This is a genomic window from Streptomyces sp. NPDC107559 (assembly GCF_055657365.1).
The window spans coordinates 724,252-740,586 of the sequence record NZ_JBVKBD010000002.1 but is presented as its reverse complement, the minus strand read 5'-3'; the positions used below and the strand labels follow the sequence as shown (position 1 = coordinate 740,586).

Below are 16,335 nucleotides of genomic sequence, written 5' to 3'. Positions count from 1 at the left end.
ATGACCGTCGACACGACGACACGTACCTACATGATCACCGGACCCGAACCGGAGTGGTGGTACCGCGACCTCGTCAGCTGCCTGCAGTCCACCTTCGGTTCGGTCCTGCTCCGGGAGGGGGCCGACCCGCTGGCCGTGCTCGGCGCGGGGTGGCGGTTCCTGCACCTGCCGGGCGACGTCAGGTCCGAGGAGTTCTACTACCCGTGCCCCGCCGACGCGTCCGGCGGCACCGACCTCGGTGCCGCGCTGGCACCCCACCACGAACTGCACGCGCGCTGGTGGCAGCCCGCCGACGAGAACGACGTCTGGCGGGAGGTGCGGGAGGCGCTGGCCGACGACCGTCTGGTCATCGCGGCCGTCGACAACTACCACCTGCCGTTCCGGCCCGCGTACGGAGACGTGCACGCCGCGCACCTGGTGGTGATCCACGGCCTCGACGAGACCCGCGGGGTGGTCCACGTCTCCGACGCGATGCCGCCCGCGTTCCGCGGCGCCGTCCCGATCGAGAAGTTCCTGCTGAGCTGGGGTTCGGCCAACCCGACCGACGTCCAGGACGCGTTCTTCAGCGACTCGCGGATCGGCCGGCGCTGCCTCGACGTCCGCCTCGACGCCCCGGCGGCGCCCCTGACGCCCGAACTTCTCGGCGGCTGGCTGCGCATCGACGTCGACGGCTTCACCACGGCCGGCCCCGCCCGTACCGGGCTCGCCGGATACGACGCGTTCGCGGCGGAACTGCTGGAGCGGTGCCGGGCCGGGGACGCCGACGCGCTGCGCGAGCTGTACCCGTTCGGCTGGGCCATGCAGGCGCAGGCCTCGCTCCACGGTGAGCTGCTGCGCCGCTGCGGCCGCGAATGGGACGACCCGGCGCTCGCCGGAGCCGGACGCGCGGTCGAGGCCGTCGCACACGCGTGGACCGGACTGCGGTTCACCGGTGCGCACGGACTGGAGGACCCGGGCGCGGCCGCGTCCGACATCGCGCACCACGCGACGACCCTGCGCGGCGCGTACGTGCGCGCGGTCGCCGCCGTCGGCGCGGCGGCGGCACGGCTGTGACCCCGCACATACCGACCACTGTGGCCCTGTGGAGTGGAGAGTGATGAGCAAGCTGGCAGCGTTCGGCGGCACGGCGGCCGTGCCGAGGGACCGGCGCCGAGTGCAGTGGCCGTTGGTCGAGGAGGAGGACCGCAAGGCCGTCCTCGACGCGCTCGACGGCGCACGGCTGGTGTCCGACACCGACGGCGTCAATCCGGTGTCCGACCTGGAACAGAACTGGGCCCGCCGGTTCGGTTTCGAGCACTGCGTCGCGGTGTCCAACGGCACCGCGGCCCTTGCCCTGGCCCTGGCCGCGCTCGACGTCGGACCGGGGGACGAGGTGATCGTGCCCGCCCTCAGCTTCATCGCGACCGGCCTCGCACCGGTGCACCAGATGGCCGTCCCGGTCTTCGCCGACATCGACCCGATCACCTTCAACATCGACCCGGACGACGTGGAGCGCCGGATCACCCCCCGGACCAAGGCGATCATCCCCGTGCACCTGCACGGCGCGCCCGCCGACATGGACCGGATCACCGCGATCGCCCGCAAGTACGGCCTCGCGGTGATCGAGGACGCCGCCCAGGCCCCCGGGGCCACCCACCGTGGACGCCCGGTCGGCGGGATCGGCGACGCCGGCGCCTTCAGCCTCCAGGTCAGCAAGAACATACCGACCTGCGGCGAGGGCGGCCTGCTGGTGACCCGCGACGCCGAACTGGCCGAGGCGATGCGCTGCGGCAGGCAGTTCGGCGAGGTGATCGAGGCCGGCCGCGAGCGCGACTACGTGTCCTACGGCCTGGGCTGGAACTACAAGATGAACGCCCTCCAAGCCGCGTTCACCAACACGCAGCTCGCCCGGTACGACGGCTACGAGCGCGCCCGGCAGCACAACGTCACCGAGTTCCTCGCACGGCTCGCGCAGCTGCCCGGCCTCCAGGTGCCTACCGCGCTGCCGGACACCACCCACGCCTGGCACATCCTGCGGTTCCGGTTCGACCCGGCCGCGTTCGGCCTGGACGGGGTGCGGCCGGAGGCGCTGCGCGGGGCCCTGCGGCGGCTGCTGCGCGCCGAGGGCGTGCCGATGTCGCAGTACCAGCTCATGCCGCTGCCCGACCAGAAGGTGTTCGTGGACCGCGTCGGCTTCGGTTCGGGCTACCCGTGGTCCGTGACCGGCGCCCGCGGCACGGTCGCGGGCGCCGGCTACCCGGTGACCCGCGCGGTCATCGCGGACTCCCTGACCATCCAGAAGCGTCACCTCCACCCGGGGGCGGGCGAACTGCTCGGCATGTACGCGGACGCCTTCGAGAAGGTGTGGGCGGACACGGACATGGTGGCCACCCTCGCGAAGGCGGCCTCATGACCGTCACCCCCGTCCTGGAACGGGACGCCCTGGACACGGTCGCCGCCCGGATCCGCGCCCATGTCGTCGACATGTGCGCGGGGCCCGAGGGCGGCCACCTCGGCGGTGCCTTCTCCTGCGCCGACGTGCTCGCCGCGCTGTACTTCTCGGTGCTGAACGTGGACCCGCTGCGGCCGGACGACCCGGATCGCGACCGCTTCCTGCTCAGCAAGGGCCACGCCGCCGTGGGTCTCTACGCGACGCTGGCCGAACGGGGCTTCTTCCCGGTCGGGGAACTCGCCGGATACGGCCGCCCCGGCAGCAGGCTGATGGGCCATCCGGTGCGTGCGGTGCCCGGTGTGGAGCTGCCGACCGGATCGCTCGGCCACGGACTCGCGCTGGGCTGCGGGTTCGCGCTGGCCGCCCGGTACGCCGGGCGCAACGCGCGCACCTTCGTGCTGCTCGGCGACGGCGAACTCCAGGAGGGCTCGGTGTGGGAGGCGGCCATCGCGGCCGCGTCGCAGCGCCTCGACCGGCTGGTCGCGGTGGTGGACCGCAACGGACTCCAGCTGACCGGCCCCACCGACGGCATCGCGCCGATGGAGCCGCTGGCCGACCGCTGGCGCAGTTTCGGCTGGGCGGTCCGTGAGGTGGACGGCCACGACCCGGACCGGCTGGCGCAGGAGCTGGGCGCCGCGCCGTGGGAACCGGGCAGGCCGAGCGTGCTGATCGCCCGCACGGTCAAGGGCCACGGCCTGCCGTTCCTGGCTGGCCGCAGCGCCAGCCACTACGTGACCCTGTCACCGCGCAACCACGCGCGGGCGGTGCGCGCCCTGCGGGACGCCGAGGTGACCGGATGAGCCGCGCGACCCGGGAGGCGTACCGGGACCGTCTGCTGCCGCTGCTGCGACGGCACCCCGAGCTGATGTGCCTGGACTCCGACACCGGCCTGTTCGGCGCCGAGTACGCCGAGGCGGCCGGCGAGCAGTACCTCAACCTCGGTATCGCCGAGCACAACCTGATGGGCATCGCCGCCGGGATGGCGGCGTGCGGGCGGATCCCGTTCGTCAACACGATGGCCGCCTTCGCCACGTCCCGGGCCCTGGAAGCGATCAAGATCGATATCGCCTACAACCGGCTGCCGGTCCGCATCATGGCCACCCACGGCGGTCTCGCCGCGGGCCACCTCGGCCCGACGCACCAGGCCCTGGAGGACCTCGCCGTGATGCGGGTCCTGCCGGGGATGACCGTGGTGGTGCCCGCCGACGCCGCCGCCACGGAGGCGTTCGTCGAGCAGAGCCTGGACCTGCCAGGACCGCTCTACGTCCGGCTCGGCCGCAAGCCGACGCCGGAGCTGCCCCCGGCCCCGCCACCGGTCATCGGGACGGCGCAGACGCTGCGGCAGGGCGGCGACGTGGTGCTCGCGAGCTGCGGTCCCTACCCCGTGCTCGCCTGCCTCGCCGCCGCGGACGTGCTGGCCGGACAGGGCGTCGAGGCGACCGTGCTGAACATGCACACCCTGCGGCCGCTCGACACCCGGACGCTGGTGGCCGCCGCCCGGCCGGCCTCGCTCGTGGTGACGCTGGAGGAGCACTGGCGCGGCGGCGGTCTCGGCGGCGCGGTGGCCGAGGCACTGGCGGAGTCGGTGCCCAGGACGGTGCTGCGACTCGGCATGCCGGACCGGTTCGTCGACACGGTCGGCAACCAGGAACACCTCGTCGAGCACTACGGCCTCACCGCGGAGCGGGTGGTGCGGACGGTCCGTACCGCCCTCGACCGCGGCCGCACCGACCTGATCAGCTCCCATTCGTGACACCCGGACCCCGCTAAGGAGGCAAGCGCCGTGGACACCACGCGCAGCCACGTAGTCCATGTCGGCTTCGCCGAACAGCACATCGACTCGATCGAGTTCGGCGGACATCAGGTGTCCCTGCTGGTGCACCGGCATGTCGCCGAGCGCATGTCGCACGCCGCGCGGCAGCGGTTCGCCCGCATCGGCGTCCTCGACGTGCCCCACACCCTGGAGTTCGACACCTACGACCAGGTCCTCGACCAGATGATCCGCCTGGTCGACGAGTTCGCCGCGGAACTGGGCCCGCCGACCGCCGTCGTCGCCATGTACGAACACGTCACGCTGCCCGCGGCGCGACTGCGCGACCACTTCGGGGTGCCCGGAGTCGACACCGAGACGGCGCTGCTCTGCCGTGACAAGGTCCGCATGAAGGAGGCCATGCGCGGCGGCGGCATACGCGTGCCCGCGTTCTGGGCGGTGGACGCGAGCACGCCGTACGCCGACCTGGAGAAGATCGCGGACGCGGTGCCGGGCCGGCTCGTCCTCAAGCCGCAGCGCCAGGCCGGCAGTTTCGGCATCTCGGTGTTCCGCGACGGAGCGGAGTTCCTCGCCCACGCCCGGGCCCACGGCATCCCCGACGACCACGAGGTCGAGGAGTTCGTCGAGGGCGAGGTGTGCCATGTCGACGGCGTGGTACGCGACGGCGAGATCCGTTTCATCAGTGCCTCCCGGTACATCGGCGACTGCCTCAACTTCCAGACCGACGGGCAGCATCTGTCGGGCGTCACCTTCGACGACGCCTCCACGCTGGCACGGATCACCGACTTCACCGCACTCGTGCTGAAGTCGCTGAGGCTGCACACCAGCACCTTCCATCTGGAGCTGTTCCTCACCACCGACGACGAACTGGTCTTCCTCGAGGTCGGCAACCGCTTCGGCGGCGCCTACATCAGCGACTCCATCCGCGCGGTCTACGGCGTGGACCTGGTCCGCGAGTCCGTCCTCGCCTGCATGGGCCTGCCCTCCGAGGTCGAGGCCGTCGGCAGCATCCTCGACCACGAGGGCGTCGGCGCGTCCGGCTGGCTCTACTCCGCACTGCCGGAGAGCGAGCCCTGCGTGGTCAGGCGGATCCGGGGCCTCGACACCTGCCCCGACTCGGTGGTGCTCTCCGACATCCCCGGCATCGGCCAGCCGCTCAACGGCGACATCTCCGTCTTCCCCACCGCAGGCAAGTTCGCGTTCTCCGGCGCGAGCACGGCGGAGGTCGAGCGGGACATACGGCGCCTCGCCGCCTCGTACGCCCTGGAGACCGTCCCCCGGCGGACCTCGCACATCTGATCCGCACCACACGGAAAGGTGTATCCATGATCACAGGCAGCGCCGGTGGCGCAACGCTGCAACTGGAGGATCTGCACGGCTCCCTGTCCGACCCGGTGATGAGTTCCATGACGCTCCTCAACGAAACCGCCGGGCGGTTCCCGCAGGCCGTGTCCTTCTCGGCCGGACGGCCCTACGAGGAGTTCTACGACCCGTTGCAGATCCACGACTACCTGGAACGGTTCCGCAAGTACCTCGAAGTGGAGCGCGGCCTCGACCCCGACCAGGTACGGACGGTGCTCTTCCAGTACGGGCACACCAAGGGGCTGCTCACGGACCTCCTGGTGCGCCACCTCGCCGTCGACGAGGGGGTGAGCGCGGTCCCCGAGTCCGTCGTGGTGACCACCGGCTGCCAGGAGGCGATGATCCTGCTGCTGCGCGCCCTGCGCACGGGCGGCGAGGACGTGATCCTGGCTCCGGCACCGACCTACGTGGGCTTCCTCGGGGCGGCCCGTCTGATGGACATGCCGGTGCTGCCCGTCGCGGAGGGCGCCGGCGGCATCGACGTGGAGGACCTGGTGGTCCGGATAGGCAGGGCCCGGCAGCGGGGACTGCGGCCGCGCGCCTGCTACGTGGTGCCGGACTTCGCCAACCCCAGCGGGCTCAGCATGAGCCTCGCCGATCGCCGGCGGCTCCTGGAGGTGGCCGAACGGGAGGACATCCTCGTCATCGAGGACAACCCGTACTCCCTGTTCAACGCCGACGGCCGGCGCCTGCCCTCGCTCAAGTCCCTGGACACCGCACAACGCGTCGTGTACGTGGGCTCCTTCGCCAAGACGGCCTTCCCGGGTGCCCGGGTGGGCTACGTGGTCGCCGACCAGGTGGTCGAGGGCGCCGGCCCCGGCGAGGGCCCGCTGCTGGCCGACCAGCTCGCCAAGCTCAAGAGCATGCTGACGCTGAACACGTCCACCATCTCCCAGGCCGTGATCGGCGGGAAGCTGCTGGCGAACGACTGCAGCATGACCCGCGCCACCCAGCGCGAGACGGAGATCTACCGCCGCAACCTCGCCGCGGTCCTGGACGGCCTGGACAGGCACTTCCCCGCCCCGGCGGACGGCTCGGCTCCCCGGACGACCTGGAACATCCCGGGCGGCGGCATGTTCGCGGTGGTCACCCTGCCCTTCGAGGCCGACGCCGAGATGCTGGAGTACTCGGCAAGCCGGTTCGGGGTGCTGTGGACCCCGATGCGCTACTTCTATCCCGACGGGGGAGGCACGCACCAGATCCGCCTCTCCTTCAGCGTGCTCACCCCCGAACGGATCGAGGAGGGTCTCGCGCGCCTCGCCGCCCTCGTCCGCGACCGTACGGCCTGACCGTGCGGCGGCGGGTCCCGGCACCCCACCCCGAGCAGAAGCCCCGCAGGTCGACGACCTGCGGGGCTTCTGCGTGCGTGCCGCGAAAGGGAGTTCCGGCCCTAGCGCTGCGCCGGCCGGCCCGCGAGCTCGCGGGCCATGGCCGAGACGTCCCCGAGCAGGGCGTCGATGTCGTCCTCGGTCGTCGTCGGATTGAGGAAGACCAGCTTCAGACGGACCCGCGGTGTGCCGTCAGGTCCCGCGACGTTCGTCCGGGCGAGCAGGGCGCGGCCGTCCGCCATCAGCCCGCGGCGCACCGCCGCGTTCAAGGCGCTCTCGTCCGCCGCAGGGGTCCCGTCCTCGACGGCGCAGCCGAAGACGACCGTGGTGAGCAGCGGATCCGCCACCAGCTCCAGGCCGTCGGCGGCCGCGATCCGGCTCGCGGCGTAGCGCGCCTGCCCGTGGCAGGCGTCCACCCAGTCGCCCATGCCCTGCCGGCCGACCGTGAGGAGCGTGGCGGCCATCTTGAGGGCGTCGGAGCGGCGGGTGGTCTGGAGCGAGGTGCCCAGCAGGGAGGTGAAGCCGAGGGCCTCGTCGTCGGACGGGTTGAGGTAGACGGCCTGCTCGTCGAGGCACTCCATGTGCCTGCGGTCACGGACCACGAGCACGCTCGAAGAGGCCGGGGTCCAGCCGAACTTGTGCAGGTCGAAGGCGACCGAGTCGGCCCGGCCGAGGCCGTCCAGGAGCGGGGCGAGCCTCGGCGAGAACAGCGCGCCGATGCCGTACGCGGCGTCGACGTGCAGCCAGATCCCGTACTCGGCGGCCAGGTCCGCCAGTTCGGGCAGCGGGTCGAAGGAGCCGTGGTCGGTGGTGCCGGCCGTGGCCACGAGGGCGACGGGGACCTCGTCGGCGTCGAAGCCCTCCACGATCCGGCGGGCCTCGTCGGCGAGCATCCGGCCCCGGTCGTCCACCGGCACCTTCACCACGGCGGAGCGGCCGAGCCCCAGGAAGCCGGCGGCCCGCGCGACCGAGAAGTGGGCGGCCGCGGAGCACAGGATCCGGGGGCGGACCGGGCGGCCCGCGAGCCCCGTCGCCGACACCGCGCCGGTGTCCTTCAGCGCACGCTCCCGGCTGAACAGCAGGCCCATCAGGTTCGAGACGGAGCCACCGGGCGTCAGGGTCCCGCCGGCCTCCGCGCCGAAACCGACCCAGGAGGCCATCTCCTGGATGAGCCGCCGCTCCAGTTCGAGCGCGAACGGGCCGCTCTCCCAGGCGTGCAGGGACTGGTTGAGGGCCGCGGCGAGCAGTTCGGCGGCGGCGGAGGCGGCGGTGGGCGCGCACTGCATGCGGGCCACGGCCGAGGGATGGGTGAGGTCGACGGCCCACCTCGCGTACGCCTCGAAGAGCTCGGTCACCCGTTGCGCGCCGGGCTCGTCGGCGAGCAGCCGGCCGCCGCCCAGCACCTCGTGCACCGCGGCGACGGCCGCCTCGGGCCCGCCGGGCGCCACCGGGCCGCCCCGCTTGAGGGCGGCGTCACCGAGGGCGCGCAGCGCTGTGTCCAGGAGGCTCCTGAGCTGCTCCAGCCCTTCCGGACGCCCTGCGAGGGCCGCGTTCCTGCCAGTGGAGATCATGACTTCCGGTGTCCTTCGGTGAGGGTGGCGGTGAGGGTGGTGGTGAGGGCGGGGGAGCGGGCGGAGTCCGGGTCGGGGGCGGGTTCGGGGGCCGGGTCGGGGGCGGGGGCCCTGCGCGAGCCGCGGATGACGCCGATCGACGCGGCCACGACCGCGACCAGGCCCGCCACCTGGGCCGGGGAGAGGGTCTCGCGCAGGACGACCAGGGCGGTCAGGGCGCCGATCGCCGGCTCCAGGCTGAGCAGCACGCCGAAGACCAGCTTCGACACCCGGCGCAGGGTCTCCATCTCGCAGGTGTACGGGACGAGCGAGGACAGCATCGCGACACCGAAGCCGAAGGCCAGCACCTCGGGACGGGCCAGCGTGCCCGCGCCCTCCGCGAGCCCGGCCGGCAGGGAGCACAGTGTGCCGAAGGCCATGGCGAGCGCGAGCCCGCCGCCGGGCAGCACCGCCCCGACCCGGGCCGACAGCGGCACGTACGAGCCCCAGAAGACGGCGCAGACGAGGGCGATCAGCAGGCCGCCGAGGCCCGCCGCGCCGCCCTGCCAGCCGAGCAGCGCGATGCCCGAGGCCGCGAGCACGATCCACAGCCGGTCCCCGGCCCGGCGCGAGGACAGGCCGGCGACCGTGAGCGGCCCCGCCATGCCGACGGTGAGCGCCACCCCCACCGGCATCCGGGCCATGGCCAGGTAGAAGCAGATGTTCATGCCCGCGATGGCCACGCCGAGGGCGGCCACGGCGCCCGCCGTACGCCGGTCCAGGCGCACCGAGGGCCGCCACCACAGCAGGAGCACGAGGGCCGAGAAACCGAGCCGCATCAGGGTCACCGTCGCCGGGCCGACCGTGCCGAACAGCTGCTTGGCGAAGGCCGCGCCCACCTGGGTGCTGACCATGCCGACGAGCATCAGCGCCGGTGCCGGGACCACACCGATGCCCCGGCGTCCGACGGCGGCACCCGTCCCCGTGCCCGTCCCCGCACCCGTCCCCGTGCCCGTCCCCGCGCCCGTTCCCGAGCCCGTTCCCGTGCCCGTGCCCACGCCCGCATCCGGGCTCCGCAGCGCGCTCGCGCTCGCGTTCGTTGCGATGTCGATGCTCATGGCGTGAGCAGCACCTTGCCGGTGGTGCCGCGGCCTTCGAGCAGCGCGTGCGCCCGGGCCGCGTCGGCCAGCGGCAGCCGCGCCCGCACGTCCGGGCGTACGACGCCCGCGGCGACGTGGCCGAACAGCTCGGCGGCCGCGGCCCGCAGGGACGCCGCGTCCGGCACGTGGTCGGCGAGCGTGGGCCGGGTCAGGTGGAGCGAGCCTGAGGTGCGCAGCAGCTCCACGTCGACGGGCGGCACGGGGCCGCTGGACAGGCCGCAGACGACGAGGGTGCCGCGCCGGCGCAGCGCCCTGACGCTGGTCTCGAAGGTGGCCGCGCCGACCGAGTCGTAGACCACGTGCGCGCCCTCGCCGCCGGTGAGTTCGCGTACGGCTTCGTCGAACCCCTCGTAGGGCACGGCGTGGTGGGCGCCGGCCGCCAGGGCGGTCTCCCGCTTCTCCTTGCTGGACGCGACGGCGACGACGGTCGCGCCGCGGTGCGCGGCCAGCTGCACGAGGAGCCGGCCCAGGCCCCCGGCGGCGGCCAGCACGACGACGGTCTCGCCGGGCGCCACCGGGTGGGTGGTGTGGCTGAGGTAGTGCGCGGCCAGGCCCTGGAGCAGGACGGTGGCCGCGTCCTCCAGGGTCACCGTCTCCGGGACGGGGACCAGCTTGGCCGCGGGGACGGCGGTGTACTCGGCGTAGGCGCCGAGCTGGGTGGCGTAGGCGACGCGGTCGCCCGGGGCGACCCCCTCGACGCCCTCGCCGACGGCGGTGACGACGCCGGCGGCCTCCTGGCCCGGGACGAGCGGGTACGGGGCCGGGTAGGTGCCGTTGCGGTAGTAGACGTCGATGAAGTTGAGGCCGACGGCGGCGTTGCGGACGACGGCCTGCCCGGGGAGGGCGGCCGGCTCCGGGAGCTCCGTGGGAGTGAGGGCGGCGGGGGCGCCCGCCGCGGTGACGTGGACGGCTCGCATCAGTTCGGTTCCTCGGTTCGTGGGGTGCGGGAGGCGGCGACGGGCGTGGGGGCGGAGCGGGGCGCGGCGGCGGACGGCTCCTGTTCCCGGAACACGTGCCGGAAGTGGTTGATGTCGGCGGTGAGGCCCCGCGTCAGCGCGTCCAGACCGGGATCCGGGCCGTCGACCGCGTGCAGGAGCTCGGTGTTGCGGCGCACATGGGCCGGCGAGAACGGCAGCGCGCCCGTCGACAGGTAGCGGATGGCGCCGGAGCGGTCGCGCCGCGGGATGAGGTCGGAGCGGGCGTACCGGCTGGCGCTGAAGGGGATGTCGAGGCGGCCCTCCGCGAACGCCTCCACGATCGCCCCGATCAGATCGGTCTGCCCCAGGAGCGGCTCGACGAGGTCGGCGACCTCGGCGAGGATCCACTCCGTCTCCCGGCCCACCTGGTCCTCGTCGACGGTGATGAAGTCGAGGAGCGGCGAGTTGGCGCGGTCGGCGAGCCGCAGGCCCGCCACGTTCGCGGCCGTGTCGGGGATCCCGTACGCCTCCTGGTAGGTCTTCGTGATGAGCTTGGAGGCGCCGCCGAGCCGGGCGACCAGCGCACCGTAGAGGATCAGGTCCTCCGCGTTGCCGCGCTCCCGGGGGAAGACGCCCATGAACTCGTGCAGCACCGCGTGGACGGTGATCCCGGCGGGGAGGTAGCGCTCGGCCAGCACGCGGATGCTCCGCAGGGCCGCGACGTCCTGCGCGAGATGGCCGCTCTGCGGGTACGCGACGGAGATGCAGCGGACCCCGGCGCGGGCGGCGAGCACCGCCTCCAGGACGCTGATGGCGAGGCTGATGGAGGGCGGCACCAGCACGGCGGTGAGCGTGCCGAACAGCTCACGGTCGATGACCACACCGTGCTCGGCGAGCTCCCCGCACCGCCGGTCCACGTCCTGCCAGGCGCCGAGGGACCCGGCGAGCGGCACGGCCTTCGAGTAGGGCAGGTTGTACGAGATCCCGCCGCCCTCGAAGGAGGTGATGCCGGAGGCCACGGACACGTCGAACAGGACCCGGGCGTCCGGGGAGCCGTGCCGGATCTCCAGCGGCGCCGCGAGCAGTTCGTTGAGCTCGCGGCCGCGCCGCCAGCCGTGGGCCACCATCGGGTAGCCGTTGAGGTCGGCGGGACGGAGGTTGAGGGTGCGCAGCGCCTCCTCGAACCGCAGCAGCCGGGTGTGCGAGTCGATGGTGAGGGTCAGGATGTCCGGCGCGACCTCGGCCTCCAGGGTGGCCAGGAGGGCCTTCATCTCCTCGTGTCCGCCGACGCCGCAGCGCGGCTGGATCGCCACCCTGCCCTGCGCGCGGCACCGGCCGAGGACCTCGGCGGCGGTGGGCTTGCCGAGCGCGGCGATGTACGCGGCGGACTCGGCCGGCGTCGGCAGCGGACCCGCCGCCGTGCCGGGGCGCGGTGCCGTGCCGCGCCCCGGGAGCGAGGTCAGACTCATGACGCCGCCAGGCCCAGGGTCACCGCCGCGCGCTCGCGCTCGACCTGCAACGCATCGAGCAGGGCGGGCAGTTCGGACGGGTCGCCGAGGATGTGGTCGACGCCGGCGGCATAGAGGCGGTCGTGCGCGGAGCCGTCCTTGTGACTGCCGACCGACAGGTTGCCGCCGACGATCACGGGACAGGTGATCAGGCCGGACTGCTTGGCCCGGTCGAGTCCGCGCAGGTCCTCGTGGACGTGGCCGTTGAGGCTGCCGATGATGACGGCCTCGGCCTCGGGGTGGCGGCCGCACGCCTCGGCGAACTCCTCGACGGGGGTGCAGGTGCCGAGGTTGACGACGTCGAAGCCGAGGCCGCGCAGGAAGAACGCGATCAGGTGGTTGGCCACGGCGTGGCTGTCGCTGGCCGCCACGCCGAGGATGACCTTGCGGGTGGCCGGCGATTGGCTGAGCTGGTTCGGTACCGATGGCATCAGGGGTTCCTCATCGTTCGGGTCGCATACGTCAGTCGTCAGTCGTCGAAGGCCGCGAACAGTTCGCGCTTGCTGACCGCCCTCAGGCGGTTCACGTCGAACTCCTCGGCATCGGCGGCCGACAGCGAGTCGAAGACGTGGGAGATCGCCGGGATCAGCCCCCAGACCTCGTGGTAGGGCGGCCAGCCCTGGTGTCCGGAGTCGATGTCGTGCTGGCGGGCGAAGAGGTAGTCCGCCCACTGGGGGGCTGCGGGGTAGCGGTGGTGGAAGTCGTGCACGACCGTGTCGCCGGTCAGGACCAGATAGCGCGACGGGGCGTGCAGCAGGACGAGGCGAAGCGTCCAGCGGGCCCAGGCGACGGCGCGGCGGCCGAGGGGCAGCTCCGCGGAGGGCAGCGCGTCGCCGATGAAGATGGCGTTGGTCAGGCTGGAGAAGTACGCGCGGCCGTGCCGGGTCACGACGCCCGGGACGGGAAAGGTGTGCTTGACGCACAGCCGCAGGGTGTTGCTGATCTGGAACAGCGGGAACAGCGGCACGAACCAGACGACGAGCAGGGTCTGCCAGGTGCCGGTGAGCACCGTGGCGGTGACGGCCGTGCCGTACAGCAGGAGCGCAGACACCCGCTCGCTGCGGGCCGACTCGCTCCAGAAGGAGCGGACGCGGGACACCGTGAAACCGAAGTGGAACCGCGGCGAGACGAGCTTCAGCAGCAGCCTGCGCCACATCTGACGGCGCGTCATGCCCGGATGCAGCCGGAGACTGACCAGGAACGCCTGGACGGTGGGGTCCTTGAGCGTCATGTGCTGCGCCGCGTGGTGGTCGCGGACGTGCTCGCGGCTGTAGCGCTGGAAGTTCTGGATGACGAGCAGGCTGGATATGGCGTGGCCGACGGCCCGGTCCACGCGGCGCTTGCGGTACATGTTCCGGTGCGAGCACTGGTGGTAGACCATCATGCGCAGATTGCGCAGGCCGTGCAGGGTCACCGCCCAGCCGACCGGCAGCAGCAGGAGATGGCCGAGGGTGCAGGCGAACACGCCGGTCAGCGTGCCCAGCACGACCGAGAGCGTGGCGGTGGCCAGGTGGAAGCCGGGTGTCCAGCCCGGGGACGGCTGCCCCGGCAGGGCCTTGCCGGTGAACAGCGTGGCCGGGAACTGCAACGGCCGGGGCAGGCGCCGCATGGTCTCCCGGGGGTCGGCGGAAGCGGTCTGCGCGGGCGCCGGCGGTACGGCGGGACGCATCACCGGGGCCGGCGAGTTGAGCAGGGTCACGGAGTCTCCTCTGCGTGCACGGGACGGAAGGCGTGAAGGCGGGGCGGTGCGGGTGCGGGCGGGCACTGGCGCCCGCCCGCACCCCGCGGTCTCCTCATTGCTCCTCCGCGACCTGGACCGTCGCGGCGGCCATCAGGCGGCACTGGCACGCGAGACGGAAGTTGCCGCCGGTCCGTCCCAGGTCCTCCAGGAAGTCGCTCTCGTCGGGGGCCATCTCCCCGAGCGAGTCGGGCCCCTCCAGTACCTCGATGACGCAGGCGCCACAGGCGCCCGACTGGCAGCCGAAGGGGATGACCCGGTGGGCGGTCTCGTTCTCCAGGTCGGTGAGCGGTGCGCCGGCCGGGAGGAGGACCTCCAGGCCGTGCGGCATCAGGGTGAGTTTGTTCAGAACCAACGCTGTCTCAGCTCCTACGCAGGGACCAGTTCGGGATGGGCGTCAGAGGAGTGGCCGGGGGCGAGGCGGGCGCCGGGGCGCAGGGCCACGGCGGCGTGGTTGACGGCGGTGGCGGCCTCGCCGAAGCCGACCGAGATGAGGGGGACGCGGCCCGGGTAGGTGCAGCCGTCGCCGACGGCGTACACCCCGGGAAGGCTGGTGCGCATGGCGGCGTCCACCCGGATCTGCCGGTACTCCAGCTCCATCCCCCAGCCGGCCAGGGGACCGAGGTTGGTGACGAAGCCCAGCGCGGTGATCAGCGTGTGCGCGGGCAGGTTCAGCGTGTCGCCGTGCCGGGTGCCGATGTCCACGGATTCGAGGCGGCCGGTTCCGTGACAGGCGACCGGCTGGGCGTCGGTGAGGACGCGGACGGGGGCCCCGTACAGCTGCCGCACACTGTGCTCATGGGCGCGGAAGGACGCCCGGCGGTGCACGAGGGTGACCGAGCGGGCGATCGGGGCCAGTGCCAGCGCCCAGTCCACCGCGCTGTCCCCGCCGCCGGCGATCACCACGTCGCGGTCCCGGTGCTCCTCCAGGCGCGGTACGTGGTAGACGACGCCCCGCCCTTCGTACGCCGCCGCGCACGGCAGCCTGCGCGGGGTGACCTTGCCCAGCCCGGCGGCGACGAGGACGGCTCCGGCGCGGATCCGGGCACCGCGGTCGGTGCCGAGGATCCAGCGGGGGCCGTCCGCCACCAGGGTGGTGGCCGTCTCGCCGAGCAGATAGCGGGGCTCGAAGGGCGCCGCCTGGCGCACCAGGTTGTCGACGAGCTCGCGGCCGGTGAGGGCGGGGTGCGCGGCGATGTCGTAGAGCAGCTTCTCGGGATACATCGAGGCCACCTGGCCGCCCGGTTCGGGCAGCGCGTCGACGACCGCGGTGCTCAGGCCGCGGAAGCCCGCGTAGTACGCGCCGTACAGGCCGGTGGGACCGGCGCCGACGATGGCGAGGTCGACGTCGGTGGGGCCGTCCTCGGGTGCGGACGTCACCGGTGCCTCAGGTGCCACTGCTCTCACCTCCCTCTTCGTCGAGCCCCAACCGCCGGCGCAGGAAGTCGACGATCCCGTCCAGTGCCTCCCTGGCGGTGTCGAGCACTGCCGCCATGGACAGGAACCCGTGCGGCAGATCCGCGTACGCGCGGTGCTCCACCGGCACTTGGGCGAGCGCGAGGGCATCCGCGTAGGCCTTGCCCTCGTCGCGCAGCGGACAGAACTCGGCCGTGATCATGAGCGCGGGGGGCAGCCCGCTGTGGTCGCTCGCGTTGAGCGGTGAGGCGTAGGGCGAGTCGCCGTCGGCGGGGTCGGCGAGGTAGAGGCCCCAGAACCAGGGCACCGAGATGCCGTTGAAGAACATCGGATCCACGTTCTCGCGCATGGAGTCCGTCGCGGAGCCGTGCTGCAGCGCCGGGTAGACGAGCACCTGGGCGCTGATCCGCGGTCCGTCCTGGTCCCTGGCCATCAGGGAGGCCGCCGCGGCCAGGGTGCCGCCGTTGCTGTCCCCGGCGACGGCGATGCGGGAGCCGTCGACGCCGATCCGGTCCCCGTTCTCCGCCACCCATTGCACGGCGGCGTAGCAGTCGTCGATGGCCGCCGGGAACGGGTGCTCGGGCGCCAGCCGGTAGCTCACGGAGACGACGACGCAGGAGACCATGCTGCACAGTGCCCGGCAGAACGCCTCGGAGGTGTCCAGGGAGCCGACGACGAAACCGCCGCCGAAGAAATAGACCAGTACGGGCAGCGGCTCGTCGCTCTCGGTCTGCGGGCGGTAGACCCTGAGCGTCATCGGGCCGGCCGGACCGGAGATATCCATGTCGAATATCTCTTTGGGCGGCTCGATCCAGTCCCAGACCGAGGCCTCCGTGGCGGCGTCCGCTTTTCGGGCCTCTTCCACCGACATGGTGTAGAGCGGGGTGAAACCGGTTGCCAGGCGATAGTTCCTGATACCCTCAACGATGGGATTAAGCGGCATTGGAACGCCCCCATTTCATTGGTGTCGCCCATTTCGTTGATGTCGAAGGTGCACGACAAGGCGCGGGAGTTCGCACCGGGAAGAACGCTATGATCGCGTCGGCGTCGGGCGCGTCCGCGACAAGTTCATTCACCGGGCGCATTGCGTTGATCTTTCATTCCCGCGGCTAAGCGTCCTGCTTACTTCGGCATGGCCCCGGCCGTGCCACCCT

General features: G+C 72.7%; 15 protein-coding genes. 6 read left to right on the top strand and 9 right to left on the bottom strand.

Annotated features, from left to right (window positions below; translation table 11 throughout):
• From ACZ7OY_RS09765 to ACZ7OY_RS09740, 6 genes are read left to right on the top strand one after another with little or no spacing between them, the layout of a single operon-like run.
• Positions 1-1,053 carry a BtrH N-terminal domain-containing protein gene (locus tag ACZ7OY_RS09765; protein ID WP_471910900.1) on the top strand — a complete coding sequence of 351 codons (1,053 nt, stop codon included), beginning with the start codon at positions 1-3 and terminating at the stop codon, positions 1,051-1,053.
• 43 nt (positions 1,054-1,096) lie between these two features.
• Positions 1,097-2,392 carry a DegT/DnrJ/EryC1/StrS family aminotransferase gene (locus tag ACZ7OY_RS09760; protein WP_471910899.1) on the top strand — a complete coding sequence of 432 codons (1,296 nt, stop codon included), beginning with the start codon at positions 1,097-1,099 and terminating at the stop codon, positions 2,390-2,392.
• Positions 2,389-3,231, top strand: coding sequence for a transketolase (locus tag ACZ7OY_RS09755; protein WP_471910898.1), 843 nt, complete (start codon positions 2,389-2,391; stop codon positions 3,229-3,231). The genes ACZ7OY_RS09760 and ACZ7OY_RS09755 overlap by 4 nt, the downstream gene beginning before the upstream one ends.
• Positions 3,228-4,184 (top strand): transketolase family protein, encoded by a 957-nt coding sequence (locus ACZ7OY_RS09750; protein ID WP_471910897.1) that lies wholly within the window; start codon positions 3,228-3,230, stop codon positions 4,182-4,184. The genes ACZ7OY_RS09755 and ACZ7OY_RS09750 overlap by 4 nt, the downstream gene beginning before the upstream one ends.
• Positions 4,185-4,214: 30 nt before the next feature.
• Positions 4,215-5,501 (top strand): ATP-grasp domain-containing protein, encoded by a 1,287-nt coding sequence (locus ACZ7OY_RS09745; protein ID WP_471910896.1) that lies wholly within the window; start codon positions 4,215-4,217, stop codon positions 5,499-5,501.
• Between the two features lie 26 nt (positions 5,502-5,527).
• Entirely contained in the window at positions 5,528-6,853 is a 1,326-nt protein-coding gene (locus tag ACZ7OY_RS09740) for an aminotransferase-like domain-containing protein (protein ID WP_471910895.1), read from the top strand.
• Between the two features lie 101 nt (positions 6,854-6,954).
• Here the strand turns inward: ACZ7OY_RS09740 and ACZ7OY_RS09735 are convergent, their stop codons facing one another.
• The 9 genes from ACZ7OY_RS09735 to ACZ7OY_RS09695 all read right to left on the bottom strand — a co-directional run bounded on the left by ACZ7OY_RS09735 (position 6,955) and on the right by ACZ7OY_RS09695 (position 16,052).
• A complete protein-coding gene (locus ACZ7OY_RS09735) occupies positions 6,955-8,463 on the bottom strand; it encodes a pyridoxal phosphate-dependent decarboxylase family protein (RefSeq protein ID WP_471910894.1) in 1,509 nt (502 codons plus the stop codon).
• On the bottom strand, positions 8,460-9,560 hold the full coding sequence (locus ACZ7OY_RS09730) for an EamA family transporter (RefSeq protein WP_471910893.1): 1,101 nt from the start codon (positions 9,558-9,560) through the stop codon (positions 8,460-8,462). The genes ACZ7OY_RS09735 and ACZ7OY_RS09730 overlap by 4 nt, the downstream gene beginning before the upstream one ends.
• Positions 9,557-10,519: a quinone oxidoreductase family protein gene (locus tag ACZ7OY_RS09725; protein WP_471910892.1), complete on the bottom strand. Its 963-nt coding sequence runs from the start codon at positions 10,517-10,519 to the stop codon at positions 9,557-9,559. The genes ACZ7OY_RS09730 and ACZ7OY_RS09725 overlap by 4 nt, the downstream gene beginning before the upstream one ends.
• A complete protein-coding gene (locus ACZ7OY_RS09720) occupies positions 10,519-11,988 on the bottom strand; it encodes a methylaspartate mutase (RefSeq protein ID WP_471910891.1) in 1,470 nt (489 codons plus the stop codon). The genes ACZ7OY_RS09725 and ACZ7OY_RS09720 overlap by 1 nt, the downstream gene beginning before the upstream one ends.
• Complete coding sequence (locus ACZ7OY_RS09715) at positions 11,985-12,458, bottom strand: cobalamin-dependent protein (RefSeq protein WP_471910890.1); 474 nt, start codon at positions 12,456-12,458, stop codon at positions 11,985-11,987. The genes ACZ7OY_RS09720 and ACZ7OY_RS09715 overlap by 4 nt, the downstream gene beginning before the upstream one ends.
• Positions 12,459-12,496: 38 nt before the next feature.
• Positions 12,497-13,726 carry a fatty acid desaturase gene (locus tag ACZ7OY_RS09710; protein ID WP_471910889.1) on the bottom strand — a complete coding sequence of 410 codons (1,230 nt, stop codon included), beginning with the start codon at positions 13,724-13,726 and terminating at the stop codon, positions 12,497-12,499.
• A 94-nt stretch (positions 13,727-13,820) separates the two neighbouring features.
• Positions 13,821-14,120: a 2Fe-2S iron-sulfur cluster-binding protein gene (locus tag ACZ7OY_RS09705; RefSeq protein WP_471910888.1), complete on the bottom strand. Its 300-nt coding sequence runs from the start codon at positions 14,118-14,120 to the stop codon at positions 13,821-13,823.
• Positions 14,121-14,134: 14 nt separating this feature from the next.
• Positions 14,135-15,163, bottom strand: coding sequence for an NAD(P)/FAD-dependent oxidoreductase (locus ACZ7OY_RS09700; protein ID WP_471910887.1), 1,029 nt, complete (start codon positions 15,161-15,163; stop codon positions 14,135-14,137).
• Positions 15,153-16,052, bottom strand: a complete 900-nt coding sequence (locus tag ACZ7OY_RS09695; RefSeq protein ID WP_471910886.1) for an alpha/beta hydrolase — start codon at positions 16,050-16,052, stop codon at positions 15,153-15,155. The genes ACZ7OY_RS09700 and ACZ7OY_RS09695 overlap by 11 nt, the downstream gene beginning before the upstream one ends.
• Between the last annotated feature and the right edge of the window lie 283 nt (positions 16,053-16,335).